14 protein-coding genes are annotated in these 17,025 nt (G+C 70.1%); 7 read left to right on the top strand and 7 right to left on the bottom strand.

The annotated features are described in order from the left end of the window. Positions 1–67: 67 nt before the first annotated feature. Together pruA and PV419_RS28560 are read left to right on the top strand one after the other, a co-directional pair. Complete coding sequence (gene pruA / locus PV419_RS28565; RefSeq protein WP_319693821.1) at positions 68–1,699, top strand: L-glutamate gamma-semialdehyde dehydrogenase; 1,632 nt, start codon at positions 68–70, stop codon at positions 1,697–1,699. A 470-nt stretch (positions 1,700–2,169) separates the two neighbouring features. Then, a complete protein-coding gene (locus PV419_RS28560) occupies positions 2,170–2,292 on the top strand; it encodes a hypothetical protein (protein ID WP_319693819.1) in 123 nt (40 codons plus the stop codon). 58 nt (positions 2,293–2,350) lie between these two features. Here PV419_RS28560 and PV419_RS28555 read toward each other — a convergent pair whose 3' ends face one another. Further along, positions 2,351–3,970 (bottom strand): metallophosphoesterase family protein, encoded by a 1,620-nt coding sequence (locus PV419_RS28555; RefSeq protein WP_319693817.1) that lies wholly within the window; start codon positions 3,968–3,970, stop codon positions 2,351–2,353. Between the two features lie 129 nt (positions 3,971–4,099). On the opposite strand from PV419_RS28555, the gene PV419_RS28550 reads away from it, so the two are divergent. The 5 genes from PV419_RS28550 (at position 4,100) to PV419_RS28530 (ending at position 10,739) form a co-directional block, all read left to right on the top strand. Further along, positions 4,100–5,143, top strand: a complete 1,044-nt coding sequence (locus PV419_RS28550) for a 3-isopropylmalate dehydrogenase (protein WP_319693815.1) — start codon at positions 4,100–4,102, stop codon at positions 5,141–5,143. A gap of 206 nt (positions 5,144–5,349) precedes the next feature. After that, positions 5,350–6,435 (top strand): branched-chain amino acid aminotransferase, encoded by a 1,086-nt coding sequence (locus tag PV419_RS28545; RefSeq protein WP_319693813.1) that lies wholly within the window; start codon positions 5,350–5,352, stop codon positions 6,433–6,435. A gap of 376 nt (positions 6,436–6,811) precedes the next feature. Next, entirely contained in the window at positions 6,812–8,410 is a 1,599-nt protein-coding gene (gene cimA / locus PV419_RS28540) for a citramalate synthase (protein ID WP_319693811.1), read from the top strand. 459 nt (positions 8,411–8,869) lie between these two features. Next, entirely contained in the window at positions 8,870–10,453 is a 1,584-nt protein-coding gene (locus PV419_RS28535; RefSeq protein WP_319693809.1) for an acyl-CoA carboxylase subunit beta, read from the top strand. Positions 10,454–10,496: 43 nt separating this feature from the next. Then, positions 10,497–10,739, top strand: coding sequence for an acyl-CoA carboxylase subunit epsilon (locus tag PV419_RS28530; protein ID WP_319693940.1), 243 nt, complete (start codon positions 10,497–10,499; stop codon positions 10,737–10,739). A gap of 107 nt (positions 10,740–10,846) precedes the next feature. Here PV419_RS28530 and PV419_RS28525 read toward each other — a convergent pair whose 3' ends face one another. The 6 genes from PV419_RS28525 to PV419_RS28500 all read right to left on the bottom strand — a co-directional run bounded on the left by PV419_RS28525 (position 10,847) and on the right by PV419_RS28500 (position 17,002). Further along, positions 10,847–11,425, bottom strand: a complete 579-nt coding sequence (locus PV419_RS28525) for a GTP-binding protein (RefSeq protein ID WP_078610434.1) — start codon at positions 11,423–11,425, stop codon at positions 10,847–10,849. After that, the gene (locus PV419_RS28520) at positions 11,406–12,080 is read right to left on the bottom strand and encodes a DUF742 domain-containing protein (protein ID WP_319693807.1); all 675 of its coding nucleotides are present in this window, start codon (positions 12,078–12,080) and stop codon (positions 11,406–11,408) included. The genes PV419_RS28525 and PV419_RS28520 overlap by 20 nt, the downstream gene beginning before the upstream one ends. Before the next feature lie 83 nt (positions 12,081–12,163). Continuing rightward, entirely contained in the window at positions 12,164–12,586 is a 423-nt protein-coding gene (locus tag PV419_RS28515; RefSeq protein ID WP_319693805.1) for a roadblock/LC7 domain-containing protein, read from the bottom strand. Position 12,587: 1 nt separating this feature from the next. Continuing rightward, the gene (locus PV419_RS28510; protein WP_319693804.1) at positions 12,588–15,674 is read right to left on the bottom strand and encodes a nitrate- and nitrite sensing domain-containing protein; all 3,087 of its coding nucleotides are present in this window, start codon (positions 15,672–15,674) and stop codon (positions 12,588–12,590) included. Positions 15,675–16,023: 349 nt separating this feature from the next. Beyond that, entirely contained in the window at positions 16,024–16,611 is a 588-nt protein-coding gene (locus PV419_RS28505) for an ATP/GTP-binding protein (protein WP_319693802.1), read from the bottom strand. Then, entirely contained in the window at positions 16,592–17,002 is a 411-nt protein-coding gene (locus PV419_RS28500; protein ID WP_319693801.1) for a DUF742 domain-containing protein, read from the bottom strand. Before PV419_RS28500 ends, PV419_RS28505 begins: the two co-directional genes overlap by 20 nt. Positions 17,003–17,025 lie beyond the last annotated feature (23 nt).

The following is a 17,025-nucleotide window of genomic DNA, read 5'->3' as shown; positions in this document are numbered from 1 at the left end:
GAACGCTCCCCCCACCCCCTCGCGTACACGACGATCGACCCCGACGCTCGAAGGAGATACGGCCACTATGGACGCCGTGACCCAGGTCCCCGTGCCGGTGAACGAGCCGGTGCACACCTACGCCCCCGGCACCCCGGAGCGCGCCCGCCTCGAGACCAAGCTCAAGGAGCTCGCCCAGAGCCCCATCGACCTGCCGATGACCATCGGCGGCGAGAAGCGGATGGGCGCGGGGACGCGCTTCGACGTCGTGCAGCCGCACAACCACGCGGCTCGCCTGGGCACCTACGCCAACGCCACCCAGGCCGACGCGCAGGACGCGATCGACGCCGCCCTGGCCGCCGCCCCGGCGTGGCGCGCGCTCAGCTTCGACGACCGGGCCGCGATCATCCTCAAGGCCGCCGAGCTGCTGTCCGGCCCGTGGCGGGAGACCCTGGCCGCCTCGACCATGCTCGGCCAGTCCAAGACCGCGCAGCAGGCCGAGATCGACACCCCCTGTGAGCTGATCGACTTCTGGCGCTTCAATGTCCACTTCGCCCGCCAGATCCTGGCCGAGCAGCCGGTGACCAACTCCCCGGGGGTCTGGAACCGCAGCGACCACCGGCCGCTGGAGGGCTTCGTCTACGCGATCACGCCCTTCAACTTCACCGCCATCGCGGGCAACCTCCCGACCGCCCCCGCCCTGATGGGCAACGTGGTCGTCTGGAAGCCGTCCCCGACGCAGACCCACGCCGCCGTGCTGCTGATGGAGCTGCTGGAGGAGGCGGGGCTGCCCAAGGGGGTGATCAACCTGGTCACGGGCGACGGCAAGGACGTCTCCGAGGTGGCCCTGGCCCACCCGGACCTCGCGGGCATCCACTTCACCGGCTCGACCCGCACCTTCCAGTACCTGTGGAAGACGGTCGGCGCCAACATCGAGACGTACAAGACCTACCCGCGTCTGGTCGGCGAGACCGGCGGCAAGGACTTCATCGTCGCCCACCCGTCGGCCGACCCCAAGGTGCTGAAGACGGCGATGACCCGCGGCGCCTTCGAGTACCAGGGCCAGAAGTGCTCCGCCGCCTCGCGCGCCTACGTCCCGCGCTCGCTGTGGGAGAGCGGCTTCAAGGAGGAGTTCGCCGCCGAGGTGGAGAGCCTGGCGATGGGTGATGTGACCGACCTGTCCAACTTCCTCGGCGCCGTCATCGACGAGCGGGCCTTCGCCAAGTCCAAGGCGGCCATCGACCGGGCGAAGTCCGACCCGACCATCGAGATCGTGGCCGGCGGCACCTACGACGACAGCGAGGGCTACTTCGTCCGCCCGACGGTCCTCGTCTCCACCGACGCGGACGACGAGATCTTCAAGGACGAGTACTTCGGCCCGATCCTCGGGGTGTTCGTCTACGAGGACGCCGAGTACGACGCGGTGCTGGAGCAGATGGAGTCGGCGTCGCCGTACGGCCTCACCGGCTGCGTCATCGCCCGGGACCGCGCCGCGGCCGCCGCCACGTGCGAGGCGCTGCGCTTCGCGGCCGGCAACTTCTACATCAACGACAAGCCCACCGGGGCCGTCGTCGGGCAGCAGCCCTTCGGCGGCGGGCGGGCCTCCGGCACCAACGACAAGGCGGGCGCCAAGCAGAACCTGATGCGCTGGACCTCCACCCGCTCCATCAAGGAGACCCTGGCCCCGCCGACCGACTACCGCTACCCGCACATGGGCTGAACCCCCGGCCGCGCCCCGGGCCGAACCCCCGGCGGCCGCCGCCCGCGCCTTCGCGCCGGCGGCGGCCGTCGTCGTATGCGGGGCGGTGTGACAAGCCGAAAAGTCGTGGACGGCGGAGGCGCGGCGGTGCTAGCGTCTGACAGCCAAGTAGCCGTTATTCACGGCAGTTTACGAAGCTAACCAACGAGTAAGCACCTTCTGAACGGCGCGAATACTGGTTGGTCGAGGCCGAACGGGGGTTGGCCTCGACCAGCCCATACGCGTTTCTGCGTCTCAGATAGTAGGACGTCCGAGTAATTGTGCGGACAGTCCGCCTCCGAGGCCTTATTTTTGTGGAAGCCGAACGTCTCGCTCCATCGAGCGACGGTGGCCACGGCCGGTGCGCATGCGCAGGTGACCCCTGCCGCACCCGGACCCCGCCCCTCCGGCATCTTCCGCAGCACCTTCTCGGGACACAGGGAGACGCGATCATGGCTGAGACGGTTGTCCGCAGGACCCGCCGCAAGACCGACAACACCGACCGCAAGAACGCCGCCGCCGCGCTGCAGCGCGCCCTCGACCGTCGCGACAACGGCGGCGCCACCGGCCACTGACCGACGTCACCCCAGGGGTGACGTCGCCCCGGGCCCGACGTCGCCTCCGGGGCCGGCATCACTTCTGGGGCGTACGCACCACCTCGAAGTGGTCCACGCGCTCGCCCGATTCGGCCAGCGTCGTGACCTTCAGCTTCGGGCTCGGGCCCGGCCGCACCTCCACCGCGAGGAATGAGAAGCCGGTGTAGCGCACCCGCGACCACTCCGCCGTGTCCTCGTTCTTCGACCCGTCCTTCGCCCAGTGGAAGGTCTTCACCTCGTCGAGGTCCTTCACATGGCCTTCGTAGCTGTCGGGCACCGGGAACCGGTACAGGCGCGCCCCGGCCCCGCCCGCCGTCGCGTAGACGATGCCGTCGCGCACCGCGTCGGCGCTGCCGCCGATCGGGACCCGCTTGGCGGCCCGGCCGCCCCGGATGGCGTCGGTGCGCTCGTAGACATGGTTGTGGCCGTTGATGACCAGGTCCACCTGGTGCTTCTCGAACAGCGGCACCCAGGCGTCGCGCACCCCGCCGTCCGAGGCGTGGGCGCTGGTGGTCGAGAAGGCGCAGTGGTGGAAGAAGACCACGATGAAGTCGATGCCGGGCTGGGCGCGCAGCTGCCCCAGCCGCCGGTCCAGCCAGCGCGTCTGCTCCCCGCCGGTGTACCCGGTGTTGGCGGTGATCTCGTAGCTGACGTCGTTGGCGTCCAGCGCGACGATCCCCACATTGGCGTAGGTGAAGGAGTAGACACCGGGCGCCTTGCGCGGATCGGGGCCGTTGTCGGGGAGGGACCAGCGGGCCAGCTGGCCGCCGTAGCCGTCGGGGGAGTACCAGGCCTCCATGTCGTGGTTGCCGGTGGTCACCATCCAGGGCACGCTCGCCGCGACCGAGGCGGTCTGGGCGAGGAAGGAGTCCCACACCCGGGCGTCGAAGGCGTCCGTCTTCTGGCCGTGGCCGGTGGTGTCCGCGTAGCACAGGTCCCCGGCGTGCAGATGGAAGGCGGGGTTCTGGCCGAGCAGCAGCTGGTCGTTGGCGAGCGCGTCGTAGCTGACGCCCTGGTCGCCGAAGGCGGTGAAGACGAAGGACTCGGCCTCTTCGGGAGCCGTGCGGAACGTCCCCAGGGCGGAGAAGTGGCGCGGGTCGGCCGGGTCGAAGCCGTCGTGGCCGACGCCGTAGTAATAGGTGACGCCGGGGCGCAGCCCGTCGAGCGCGGCATGGAGGTAGTACTGGTCGACGGCCGGGAGCTTGTCGCTGAGCGCGGGCGTGTGCAGGGAGCGGACCTCGGCCTCGATCTTCCGGCTCAGGTCCCAGGGCTGGAGGCCGATCCGTACGTACGGCGCCTTGACGGCGAAGGGGACCTGCCAGGAGATCCGCATCCGGGTCCTGGGGTCGGCGCCGAAGGCGAGGTGGCGGCCGAAGGGCGCGACCAGCGAGCCGTCGACTTTCCGCGACGCCGGGGCGGTGAGCAGGGGCGGCTGCGGGCCCGCCTCCACGGCGCTCGCCGAACCGGTGAGCAGGCCCGCCCCCGCCACCGTCCCCGCCCCCGCCACGCCGCCGCGCAGCACCCCGCGCCGGGAGAGCTTCGCCCGCAGATACTCGTGCTGCTCGGCCATCGTCATCCGGCGGGCCAGGCGTTCGGGGATGCCGACCCGTGGGACATCGGAGGAGGTGCGGGGCGTGCCCCGGGAGAAGTCAGCCATGTGCCGGAATCTGCCCCGGAAAGGCGACCTCAGCCCGTACGCGGGGTGAACGTGAGCCATCCGGATGAGCGCCCGTCCACATAGCGGACGGGCGATGTCATGCAGTGGGACGAGGGGTAGGGTCCCGGTATGTCTCGCAGCATTCGCCTCGCAGTGATCCCCGGTGACGGTATCGGACAGGAAGTCGTGGCTCAGGGCCTCAAGGTCCTCACGGCCGTCCTTCCGCAGGACGTGAAGCTGGAGACCCAGGACTACGACCTCGGCGCCCAGCGCTGGCACGCGACCGGCGAGACCCTGCCGGACGCGGAGCTCGAGGCGCTGAAGAACCACGACGCGATCCTGCTCGGCGCCATCGGTGACCCGTCCGTGCCGTCGGGCGTGCTGGAGCGCGGGCTGCTGCTCAAGCTGCGCTTCGCCTTCGACCACTACGTCAATCTGCGTCCGTCGAAGCTGTTCCCGAACACCGCCACCCCGCTGGCCGGCCGCCCCGACATCGACTTCGTCGTCGTCCGCGAGGGCACCGAGGGCCCCTATGTGGGCAACGGCGGCTCGCTGCGCACCGGCACCCCGGCCGAGGTGGCCACCGAGGTCAGCCTGAACACCGCGTACGGCGTCGAGCGCGTGGTACGCGACGCGTACGCCCGGGCCGCCGCCCGGCCGCGCAAGAAGCTCACCCTCGTGCACAAGAACAACGTCCTGGTGCACGCGGGCCACCTGTGGAAGAACATCTTCGACAAGGTCGGCGCGGAGTACCCCGAGGTCACCACCGACTATCTGCACGTCGACGCCGCGACGATCTTCTTCGTCACCCAGCCCGAGCGGTTCGACGTCATCGTCACCGACAACCTCTTCGGCGACATCCTCACGGACCTGGCCGCCGCCGTCACCGGCGGCATCGGGCTCGCCGCGAGCGGCAACATCAACCCCTCCGGCACCTTCCCGTCGATGTTCGAGCCGGTCCACGGCTCCGCGCCGGACATCGCGGGCACCGGCAAGGCCGACCCGACCGCGACCGTGCTGTCGGTGGCCCTGCTGCTCCGCCACCTCGGATACGAGGCCGAGGCGGCCCGTATCGAGACCGCCGTCGCCGAGGACCTCGCCGAGCGCACCGGCGACACGCCGCGCACCACCGACGAGATCGGCGACGCGCTGGCCGCGCGAGTATCCGGCTGACCCCAGCCTGTGCCGAAGCGCGGCTGGGTGCGACCATCGACCTGGGCCGCGCAGACGCACGCACGCATCTCTACCCCGGCCCCACACCGAGCGATAATCGGACGTGGGGCCGTCGTGTGAGAGGAAGCTCGGACGTCCTAGTACCCCTGGGGGTCGGGACGGTGCGGGCGCGGTCCGCTACAACCAACGGTGAAGGACTACCACTCATGACGACGCCCACGATCGAGCTCAAGCCCTCCGCGCATCCCCTCTCCGACGAGGAGCGGGAGCGGATCCTGGCCAACCCCGGCTTCGGCCGCCACTTCACCGACCACATGGTGACCATCAAGTGGACCGAGGGGCGCGGTTGGCACGACGCCCAGCTCGTGCCGTACGCGCCCCTGTCGCTCGACCCGGCGAACATGACCCTCCATTACGCTCAGACGATCTTCGAGGGGCTCAAGGCGTACCGGCAGCCCGACGGCGGCGTGGCCACCTTCCGCCCCGAGGAGAACGCCGAGCGCTTCCGCGCCTCCGCGCGCCGCATGAGCATGCCCGAGCTGCCGGTCGAGACCTTCATCGCGGCCTGCGACGCGCTGGTCACCCAGGACAAGGCGTGGGTGCCCGGCAGCGGTGAGGAGTCCCTCTACCTGCGGCCCTTCATGTTCGCGACCGAGGTCGGACTGGGCGTGCGGCCCGCGAACGAGTACCTCTTCGCCGTCATCGCCTCCCCGGCCGGCGCCTACTTCCCCGGCGGGGTCAAGCCGGTCTCCGTGTGGCTCTCCGAAGAGTACGTGCGCGCCGCCCCCGGCGGCACCGGCGCCGCCAAGACGGGCGGCAACTACGCCGCTTCGCTGGTCGCCCAGGCGCAGGCCGCCGAGCAGGGCTGCGACCAGGTGGTCTGGCTGGACGCGATCGAGCGCCGCTGGATCGAGGAGATGGGCGGCATGAACCTGTACTTCGTGTACGGGGACCGCATCGTGACCCCCGAGCTGTCCGGCTCGCTGCTGCCGGGCATCACCCGCGCCTCGCTGCTGCGGATCGCCTCCGACCTGGGCCATGAGGTCTCCGAGGGCCGTATCTGCGTCGACGACTGGCGGGAGGGCAACGCGGACGGCAGCCTCACCGAGGTCTTCGCCTGTGGCACCGCCGCCGTCATCACCCCGGTCGGCTCGGTCAAGTCCGCCCGCGCCGGCTGGACCGTGGCGGACGGGCAGCCGGGCGAGGTGACGATGAAGCTGCGCAAGGCGCTGCTGGACATCCAGACGGGCGCCGCCCCGGACACCCACGGTTGGATGCACCGCCTGGGCTGACGCCGGGCGGGCGGCCGGCGAGTCGATATGACCCACGCCGGTCGCCCCTCCGAACGTGACTCCGATATCGATCCGTGCGGCGGTTCGCATTCTGAGACGGACGGGAGCGCGGGGGCGGAATGTGCTTGACTGCCTCCGTGCTCTCGTTCGCCATGATTATTGGCAGCAGGCGCGCCGGTCCGCAGTGACCGCCCCGTACGACCCGGTACGGCGCGGACATCGTGCCCCCAGACCCGCGCGCAGACCTCTCGCACCCGCGAGGGGTCTTTTCGTTTTCCGGACCACCCCGCCGGACGCGGAGCGCGAGGGATCATAGGAGGGCGCGGAACCGGTTATTCCGGTAGACCGAGATCGATCCCACAGGAGCCAGACAACCATGAAGGACCTACCCGACGACAGCTTCCACGTCTTCGACACCACGCTGCGCGACGGCGCGCAGCGCGAGGGCATCAACCTCACCGTCGCGGACAAGCTGACCATCGCCCGTCACCTCGACGACTTCGGCGTGGGCTTCATCGAGGGCGGCTGGCCCGGCGCCAACCCGCGCGACACGGAGTTCTTCGCCCGGGCCCGCGCCGAGATCGACTTCAGGCACGCACAGCTGGTCGCGTTCGGCGCCACCCGCAAGGCGGGCGTACGGGCCGCGGACGACCCCCAGGTCCAGGCGCTCCTCGACTCCGGGGCCCCGGTGATCACGCTGGTGGCCAAGTCCCACGACCGCCATGTGGAACTCGCCCTGCGCACCACGCTGGAGGAGAACCTGGAGATGGTCCGGGACACCGTCTCCCATCTGCGCGCCCAGGGCCGCCGGGTGTTCGTCGACTGCGAGCACTTCTTCGACGGCTACCGCGCCAACCCCGGCTACGCCAAGCAGGTCGTCAGCGCCGCCCACCAGGCGGGCGCGGACGTGGTCGTGCTCTGCGACACCAACGGCGGCATGCTCCCGGCCCAGATCGACGCGGTGGTCCGTACGGTCCTCGCCGACACCGGGGCCCGGCTGGGCATCCACGCCCAGGACGACACCGGCTGTGCCGTCGCCAACACCCTGGCCGCCGTGGACGCGGGCGCCACCCATGTCCAGTGCACCGCCAATGGCTACGGGGAGCGGGTCGGCAACGCCAACCTCTTCCCGGTGGCCGCCGCCCTGGAGCTCAAGTACGGCCGTACGGTCCTGCCCTCCGGCGCGCTCGCCGAGATGACCCGCATCTCGCACGCCATCGCCGAGGTGGTCAACCTCACCCCCTCGACCCACCAGCCCTATGTCGGCCTCTCGGCCTTCGCGCACAAGGCCGGGCTGCACGCCTCCGCGATCAAGGTGGACCCCGACCTCTACCAGCACATCGACCCCGAGCTGGTCGGCAACACCATGCGCATGCTGGTGTCCGACATGGCGGGCCGGGCCTCGATCGAGCTCAAGGGCAAGGAGCTGGGCGTCGACCTCGGAGGCGACCGGGAGCTGGTCGGCCGCGTCGTCGAGCGGGTCAAGGAGCGCGAGCTGGCGGGCTACACCTACGAGGCCGCCGACGCGTCCTTCGAACTGCTGCTGCGCGAGGAGGTCGAGGGGCGGCCCCGCCGCTACTTCCGCGTCGAGTCCTGGCGGGCCATCGTCGAGGACCGCCCCGACGGCACCCACGCCAACGAGGCGACGGTCAAGCTCTGGGCCAAGGGCGAGCGCATCGTCTCCACGGCGGAGGGCAACGGCCCGGTCAACGCCCTGGACCGCGCGCTGCGCGTGGGCCTGGAGCGCATCTACCCGCAGCTGGCCACGATGGAGCTGGTGGACTACAAGGTGCGCATCCTGGAGGGCAAGCACGGCACCGAGTCCACGACGCGGGTGCTGGTCTCGACGGCGGACAGCAAGGGCGAGTGGTCGACGGTGGGTGTCGGGGAGAACGTGATCGCGGCCTCGTGGCAGGCGCTGGACGACGCGTACGCCTACGGGCTGCTGCGGGCCGGCGTGGAGCCGCAGGAGTAGGCCGGGCCGCTCGGTGCTCGGAGGGGGCACCTCCCGGCGGTAGCGGGGGGAGCGGCTGGTGACCATGGCCCCGGCGGAGCCTTGGGGGTGTAGCTCTGCCGGGGCTGGTCCGTTGAAGTTATGTTGAATCTTCAACGTCACCCACTTTAACCCCATTCCCCGCGTACCCAAAATCTCGGGACAATCGCCCCGAGCGTTCACTGGAGAGGGCGGCAACCGACGGTCCCGTCGGCCGGGCCATGGCCCCGGCCGGGCGCGCCCATACGGGTGGTCATGTCCGCCGCTCCGGGGCGCGCCACGTCGGGGTTTGTGGAGTGCCGACAGCGCCGATCGGCCGGTGGCCCTTACGGTGGCGAGAAATCCGCTGTCCAGTTCTGTTCCGCCTACCCACCAAAACGCGCCCGACGTTGTATGGAATTGACATGCGTCTCGGGGGGTCCGGGAACGTACCGTCATTGCATGACCAATCTCGAAGGTGCGCCCGATGAGGCGAGCGACGTCCGCGGGCGTGTCGCCGAGCTGCACGCGATCCGCGAGCAGGCTCGGCGCGGCCCGAGCGAGCGGGCGACCGAGGCTCAGAAGGCCAAGGGGAAGCTGACGGCCCGCGAACGGATCGATCTGCTCCTGGACGAGGGGTCCTTCAACGAGGTCGAGCCGCTGCGGCGGCACCGCGCGAGCGGGTTCGGGCTCGAGGCGAAGAGGCCCTACACCGACGGTGTCGTCACCGGCTGGGGGACCGTACACGGGCGGACCGTGTTCGTGTACGCACACGACTTCCGGATCTTCGGCGGGGCGCTCGGGGAAGCCCACGCCACGAAGATCCACAAGATCATGGACATGGCCATCTCGGCCGGGGCGCCGCTGGTGTCCCTCAACGACGGTGCCGGCGCCCGCATTCAGGAGGGCGTCTCGGCGCTCGCCGGCTACGGCGGCATCTTCCAGCGCAACACCAAGGCGTCCGGCGTCATCCCGCAGATCAGCGTGATGCTCGGCCCGTGCGCGGGCGGCGCCGCCTACTCCCCGGCGCTCACCGACTTCGTCTTCATGGTCCGCGAGACCTCGCAGATGTTCATCACCGGGCCGGACGTGGTCCAGGCGGTGACCGGCGAGAAGGTCACCCAGAACGGACTGGGCGGCGCGGATGTGCATGCCGAGACCTCGGGCGTGTGCCACTTCGCGTACGACGACGAGGAGAGCTGCCTGGAGGAGGTGCGCTACCTCCTGTCGCTGCTGCCGCAGAACAACCGCGAGAACCCGCCGGTCGTCGAGTCCGACGACCCGGCCGAGCGGCGCGGCGAGGCGCTGCTCGACCTCGTCCCGGCCGACGGCAACCGCCCGTACGACATGCGCAAGGTCATCGAGGAGATCGTCGACGACGGCGACTACCTGGAGGTCCACGAGCGCTGGGCGACCAACATCATCTGTGCCCTGACCCGGATGGACGGCCAGGTGGTGGGCATCATCGCCAACCAGCCGCAGTCGCTGGCCGGGGTGCTGGACATCGAGGCGTCGGAGAAGTCCGCCCGCTTCATCCAGATGTGCGACGCCTTCAACATCCCGCTGATCACGCTGCTGGACGTGCCCGGCTTCCTGCCCGGCGTGGACCAGGAGCACGGCGGGATCATCCGGCACGGCGCCAAGATGCTGTACGCGTACTGCAACGCCACCGTGCCGCGGATTTCGGTCATCCTGCGCAAGGCGTACGGCGGCGCCTACATCGTCATGGACTCCCAGTCCATCGGCGCCGACCTGACCTACGCCTGGCCGACGAACGAGATCGCGGTGATGGGCGCCGAGGGCGCCGCCAACGTGATCTTCCGCCGGCAGATCGCCGGGGCCGACGACCCCGAGGCCATGCGCGCCCGCATGGTCAAGGAGTACAAGTCCGAGCTCATGCACCCGTACTACGCCGCCGAGCGCGGCCTGGTCGACGACGTCATCGACCCCGTGGAGACCCGCGAGGTCCTCATCCGGTCCCTGGCGATGCTCCGCAACAAGCACGCCGACCTGCCGTCCCGCAAGCACGGCAACCCGCCGCAGTAACGCGAGCATTGGAGACGAAGCCACCGTGAACACCGCACAGGACATCGCCGACAACCCCGCCGATACCGCGGCTGACGCCGCCGTCGGCGCCGCCACTCTCGTCCGCGTCGAGAAGGGTCACGCCGACGCCGAGGAACTGGCCGCGGTCACCGCGGTCCTCCTGGCCCGCGCGGCCGCGGGCGCCGTCCACCGGCGCTCCTCGGGCCGCGCCGGCCGCAGCGCGGCGGGCTGGCGCCGCCTGGAGCGCCAGCGGGGCTTCCGTGCCCCGCACAGCTGGCAGGGCTGAGGCCGCGGCGAACAGCGACTGCGGTCCGAAGCGCACAAATCCCCCGCTCTCCCGGAGAGCGGGGGATTTGTGCGTTCGGCGGCGGGTGCCGCCGACGCTGTCCGTCTCTATCGCAAACGCGCCATCAGGGCGTGCTCCACCAGCGTGATGAGCGCGCTCTTGGCCTCGCTGCGGTGGCGGGCGTCGGTGATGATGATGGGCGCGTCCGGGCCGATCTGGAGTGCTTCCCGGACTTCTTCGGGGGTGTAGGGCTGGTGTCCGTCGAAGCCGTTGAGGGCGATGACGAAGGGCAGTCCGGAGTTCTCGAAGTAGTCGACGGCGGGGAAGCAGTCGGCGAGGCGGCGGGTGTCGACGAGGACGACGGCACCGATGGCGCCGCGGACCAGGTCGTCCCACATGAACCAGAACCGGTCCTGGCCGGGCGTGCCGAACAGGTACAGGATCAGGTCCTGGTCGAGCGTGATGCGGCCGAAGTCCATGGCCACCGTGGTGGTGGTCTTGTCCGGCGCGTGGGTGAGATCGTCGATCCCCGCGGAGGCGGAGGTCATCACGGCTTCGGTACGCAGCGGGTTGATCTCCGAGACCGCGCCGACAAACGTGGTCTTGCCCACGCCGAAGCCGCCCGCCACCACGATTTTCGCGGAGGTGGTGGAGCGGGCTGCACCGCTAGAGCTTGCGAAGTCCACTGAGCACCCTTTCGAGCAGTGTCACGTCAGGCTGGCCGCCGGCGGTTTCGTCGCCGCCGGGCTGATGGATGGCGACGAGCCCGGCCTCGGCCAGGTCGGCTACGAGGATCCGGGCGACGCCGAGGGGAATGGTCAGGAGTGCGGAGATCTCGGCGACCGACTTGATCTCACGGCACAGGTGGCAGATCCGCTGGTGCTCGGGCAGCTGGCCCTGGAGCTGGGCGGGGTCCGCCGTGGTGGAGACCAGCGCCTCGATGGCGAGCTGGTAGCGGGGCCGGGTCCGGCCTCCGGTCATGGCGTACGGGCGCACCAGCGGGTTGTGGCCGGTGGCCGGGGAGGACGGCTCCGGCGTGTGCCGCACGGGCGGCGGGGCGGGCCGGCTGGGCGGCGTCGGCTCGGACGACAGCCCCGCCTGGCCGTGCGGCGGCGCGTAGGAGGGCGTGTACGGCTGCTGGAGGGGCTGCGGATGCGGGGGCGGGGGCAGAGCCTCATGAGACTGCTGAACGGGCTCCTGAGGCGCCACAGGGGGCTGCTGTGCCGTGCGGGCCTGGCGGCTTGGCGCGGAGGGGAAGTTGAAGCGCTTCAACGGGGCATCTCCGTGCGGCTCGGCCTGCTGCCCATGGCCGTACGGGTATCCACTGGGGGGCGTTGCCACGTTTCCTCCTCCAACTTGCCTGTCTGCCGGTCGCGCCACCGCACCCTAACGGCGCGGTGGCGCGAAACGCATCTTTGTGTTTGCTAGTTGAGAAGACTGCCTTGCAGTTCGGCGCGGAGGTCCGGGGTGAGGACGCTGCCCGCGCGGTCGACCAGCAGGGCCATCTCGTAGCCGACGAGGCCGATGTCGCATTCGGGGTGGGCGAGTACGGCCAGGGAGGAGCCGTCGGAGACGGACATGATGAACAGGAAGCCTCGTTCCATCTCCACGACGGTCTGGTTGACCGCGCCGCCTTCGAAGATGCGGGAGGCTCCGGCGGTGAGCGAGGTCAGGCCGGAGGCGACCGCCGCCAGCTGGTCGGCTCGGTCACGGGGGAAGCCTTCGGACATCGCCAGAAGAAGTCCGTCGGCGGAGACCACCACCGTGTGCGACACCCCGGGGGTGTTGTCCACGAAATTGGTGATCAACCAGTTCAGGTTCTGCGCCGCCTGGCTCATCGGGCTCACACTAACGCTCCTGATCGTAGGTGCTGCCGGGGCCGTAGCCCTGTTGGTCATGCTGGTCACGCTGTTGGCGCCCCTGCTGGACGCCGCGGCGCAGGTTGCTCAACCTGCCGCGGATGTCCTCCGGCGCCCGGGAGACCTGGGGGCCGCCCGCTCCGGTCGACTCCGCGGAGCCCTCGACCAGGTTGGCCTTGGGCACTCGCCGGGGCAGGCCGGAAGAGGTGACCCCGCCGGCCTTCGGCTCACGCAGCTGCTCGGCCCGGTGCCAGCGCTGGTCGTTCTCCGGGTGCCACGCGAAGGTATCCGGGAAAGCGTGCTCCCCCGAGCCCTGACCGGGCCGCTCCGGCGCCGCGGGCGCCGCCGGTTCCACGGTCGGCTGCTGGGCCCCTGAGTCCTCCGACGGCTGCCACAGCTTGTCGCGGCGGGGGAGACCGGCGTCGGTCAGGGAATGGGTGCTGCTCGGGGCGGGCCCCGGACGGTGGAACTCTACGCTTTCCTCGGCAACTTCGGGAGCGCTTGGCATAGATTCCGCTTGCGCTGCGTAGCCTGGCCCGAACGGCGACTCAAACGAACCGGTGTCGCTCCAATTTCCCTGCTGGGAAGGGGAAGTGAAGTCGGCGTACGGCGGTGGTCCGGATTCCGTGGCGCCGGTCACGCTCCGGTATTCCGATTCCGGTTCGGCATACGGTGCGGAAGTCGGGAACGGCATGGCCGGTCCGGTCGGCGTCACGGGGGCGGATGCCCCGGTTTGTTCCGTGGGCCTGATCGGTGGAGTCGGCCCGAACAGCGGATCGGCGCCGTATGCCGAGTCGTCGAAGCCGAAGTCGGCGGCCGTGCGCGGCGCGGCGGCCTCCTGGGCGCCCTGCGGCGCCTGCGGCACCATGGGGGCCTGAGGGGCCTGAGGGGCCTGAGGGGCCTGGGGGGCGGCCTGCGGCGGCTGCTGGGCCTGTGGGACCTGCTGGGCCTGTTCGGGGACGATCCGGGAGACCGTGAAGTCCTGGTCCCCGGGGAGCTCCTCGCCGCCTCCGCCGTGCGTGATCGCGTCCGGGAGCATGACCAGCGAGGTGGTGCCCGCCTGCTCGCCCGACGGGCGCAGCTGGCACCGGATGTGGTGCCGGTCGGCGAGGCGGCCGACCACGTACAGGCCCATGCGCTGGGAGACCGCGACGTCGACGGTGGGCGGATTGGCCAGCCTGTGGTTGATGTCCGCGAAGTCCTCGGCGGTGAGGCCGATGCCCTTGTCATGGATCTCGATCATGACACGGCCGTCGGGCAGCCGGGTGGCGGTCACCCGCACCTTGGTGTGCGGGGAGGAGAAGGTGGTGGCGTTCTCCAGCAGCTCCGCGAGCAGATGCACCAGGTCGGTCACGGCGTTGCCGTGGATCTCGGTCTCCGGGACGCCCGCCAGCTCGATCCGCTCGTACGACTCCACCTCCGAGGAGGCGGCGCGCAACACGTCGATCAGCGGCACCGGCTGGTTCCAGCGGCGGCCCGGCTCCTCGCCCGCGAGGATCAGGAGGTTCTCGCCGTTGCGCCGCATACGGGTCGCCAGGTGGTCCAGCCGGAAGAGGTGCTCGAGCTGGTCCGGGTCGGCCTCGCGGTTCTCCAGCTCGGAGATCAGGGAGAGCTGGCGCTCGATGAGGCCTTGGTTGCGGCTGGAAAGGTTGGTGAAGATCGCGTTGACGTTGCCGCGCAGCATCGCCTGCTCCGCGGCGAGCCGGATCGCCTCGCGGTGCACCTGGTCGAAGGCGCGGGCCACCTCGCCGATCTCGTCCCGCGTGGTGATCGGGATCGGGGTCACCCGGGTGTCGATCCGGCCCGGATCGGCCCGGGACAGCTGGTCGACCAGCATCGGCAGTCGCTGCTCGGCGACGTCGAAGGCGGTGTTGCGCAGCTGCCGCATGCTGCGGCTCATGGAGCGGGCCATCCGGCCCGCCACGACGAAGGCCAAGAGGAGGGCGAGCAGCACGATGGCGGAGTTCACAAACGCGTCGCGCTTTGCGTCCGCAGAGATTTGCGCGGCCTCGTTCACCGCCTTGTCGACGAGGTCCTTCTCGACCTCGCGGTAGGCGTCGAACTTGGCCGTGGAGGCGGCGAACCACGACGCCGGGGTGATGCCGCGCTCCTTGAGGTCCGCCGGTTTTTCGCCGTCGCCGATGGCCGTGATCATCTGCTCCATCGACGGCGGGACCACGAACTGCCGGTCCTCGGCGGCGGCCTTCCGCCGGGCGTCTTTGACCTGTGCCTCGGCCTTCTTCTGCCCCGCGGCCATGGCCTGCTTCAGCCGGGTCACGTCCTCGGGGAGGCCGGCCGACTGGAACTCGGTGAGCGCGATCTTCTCGAGGTAGACGTACGAGCCGAAGGCGGTGAGCTGGGTCTTGCGGTCGGCGGCCGAGGGGCCGGGTTTGACCAGCAGATGGCTGCCGATGGAGCGCTGGAGCGACTCGGCTCCCTTGGCCAGCGAGACCGCGTAGACGGTGCGGCCGTAGGAGGTGATGTTGCCGGTGCCCAGACCCAGTTCGTTTGCGAACTCCAACAGTGAGTGCTCGACCGCGACATAGCCCTCTTCGGTCTTCACCCCGTTCAGCCGGTCGGTGTACGCGTAGCGGCGCAGACTGGCCAGCTGCGGCTCCACGGCCCGGAACGCCTTGAGGCGGCGCTCGAGGCTCGCGGTGTTCGGCATGTTCTCGGCGTACTTGTCGAACTCGGCCTTCGCCGCGTCGGTCGCCGCCCGCGCCTTCTTGACCTCGTCCTCGGCAGAACCGGTGAGCAGTGGAACGGCGGTGCGGTCCCGCTCGTCGACCAGGGCGTGGCTGTAGGCCGCCGCCGCGCGGACCAGCCGGGCGGTGCGCTCGGCGTCCTCGGCCTCCTTCCAGGTGGAAACGGAGGACTCGACGCGGAAGCCGCCGAACACCAGGGCGACCAGGACGGGGATGAGCAGGATCGCGTTCAGGCGGGCCGGCACCCGCCAGTTCCGCGGCGACAGGCGCCCGCCGGCCGCGACGGGGGGTTCCGTCACGTCGGAGGGTGACGCCGCTGTGCGCGGCGGCGGGGTGAAGTTCCCCCGCACCTGTTTCGCGGAGTCCGGCATGCTTCGCCTCACTCGACCAACAACCTCTCGGCGTCGGCACCTGTGTCGTGCCGTTCCCAGCTGAGCCCGTACCGCCCAGTTCAGCGAATTCCAGCATGCTGCGTCGGTGCTTTCCAAACAGTCAGCAAAGCACCCGACCAGTTGTCTGGACCAGAGATAAAACGGGCGTTACGGATGAGGCGTGTCAAACCGCAAACTAATTGAGCGCGCAACGGAGCTGTCCGAACGCGCTGCGTATTGAATCCCGTGTTTTTCTCTGTCGAAACGTTATGAACGTCCGAGCGGGCCGTGTCATAGGACACAGCCCGCTCCGGTCATCGGATTTCGGACAACTTCCGGGATGTTACGCCTACTTCAGTCGAGCCATCAGCGCGTGCTCCACGAGTGTGATAAGCGCGCTCTTGGCCTCGCTGCGGTGGCGGGCGTCGGTGGTGATGATCGGGGTGTCCGGGCCGATCTGGAGTGCTTCCCGCACCTCTTCGGGGGTGTAGGGCTGGTGTCCCTCGAAGCCGTTGAGGGCGATGACGAAGGGCAGCCCGGAGTTCTCGAAGTAGTCGACGGCGGGGAAGCAGTCGGAGAGACGGCGGGTGTCGACGAGGACGACGGCACCGATGGCGCCGCGGACCAGGTCGTCCCACATGAACCAGAACCGGTCCTGACCCGGCGTGCCGAACAGGTACAGGATCAGGTCGTCGTCCAGCGTGATGCGGCCGAAGTCCATCGCCACGGTCGTCGTGGTCTTGTCCTGCACATGGCTCAGATCGTCGATCCCCGCGGAGGCGGAGGTCATCACGGCTTCGGTGCGCAGCGGGTTGATCTCCGAGACCGCGCCGACGAACGTGGTCTTGCCCACACCGAAGCCACCGGCCACCACGATCTTGGCCGAGGTGGTCGCGCGGGCCGGCGGAGCGCCGCCGCTAGAGCTTGCGAAGTCCACTGAGCACCCTTTCGAGCAGTGTCACATCCGGGGTACCGCCCGCGTCCGCGTTGCCGCCCGGCTGATGGATCGCCACCATGCCCGCCTCGGCCAGGTCGGCCACCAGGATCCGGGCCACCCCCAGCGGCATGTTGAGCAGCGCGGACACCTCGGCGACCGACTTGACCTCCCGGCACAGGTGGCAGATCCGCTGATGCTCGGGGAGCAGCCCCTGCAGATGCGCGGGGTCCGCCGTGGTGGAGACCAGCGCCTCGATGGCGAGCTGGTAGCGGGGCCGGGTCCGGCCACCGGTCATCGCATACGGGCGCACCAACGGCTGGTCGCCTTCGGCCCCGTACGGCGAATGATGATGGCCGCCGTACGGGCCGGGCGAGGCAGGGGGCGGGGTCATGGGTCCTCCGGTCGGGACAGGAA

Source organism: Streptomyces sp. ME19-01-6, from assembly GCF_033793745.1.
In the GTDB taxonomy this organism is placed as follows: Bacteria; Actinomycetota; Actinomycetes; order Streptomycetales; family Streptomycetaceae; genus Streptomyces.
The sequence above is the reverse complement of the archived record's forward strand: the minus strand, read 5'-3'. Positions and strand labels throughout refer to the sequence as shown.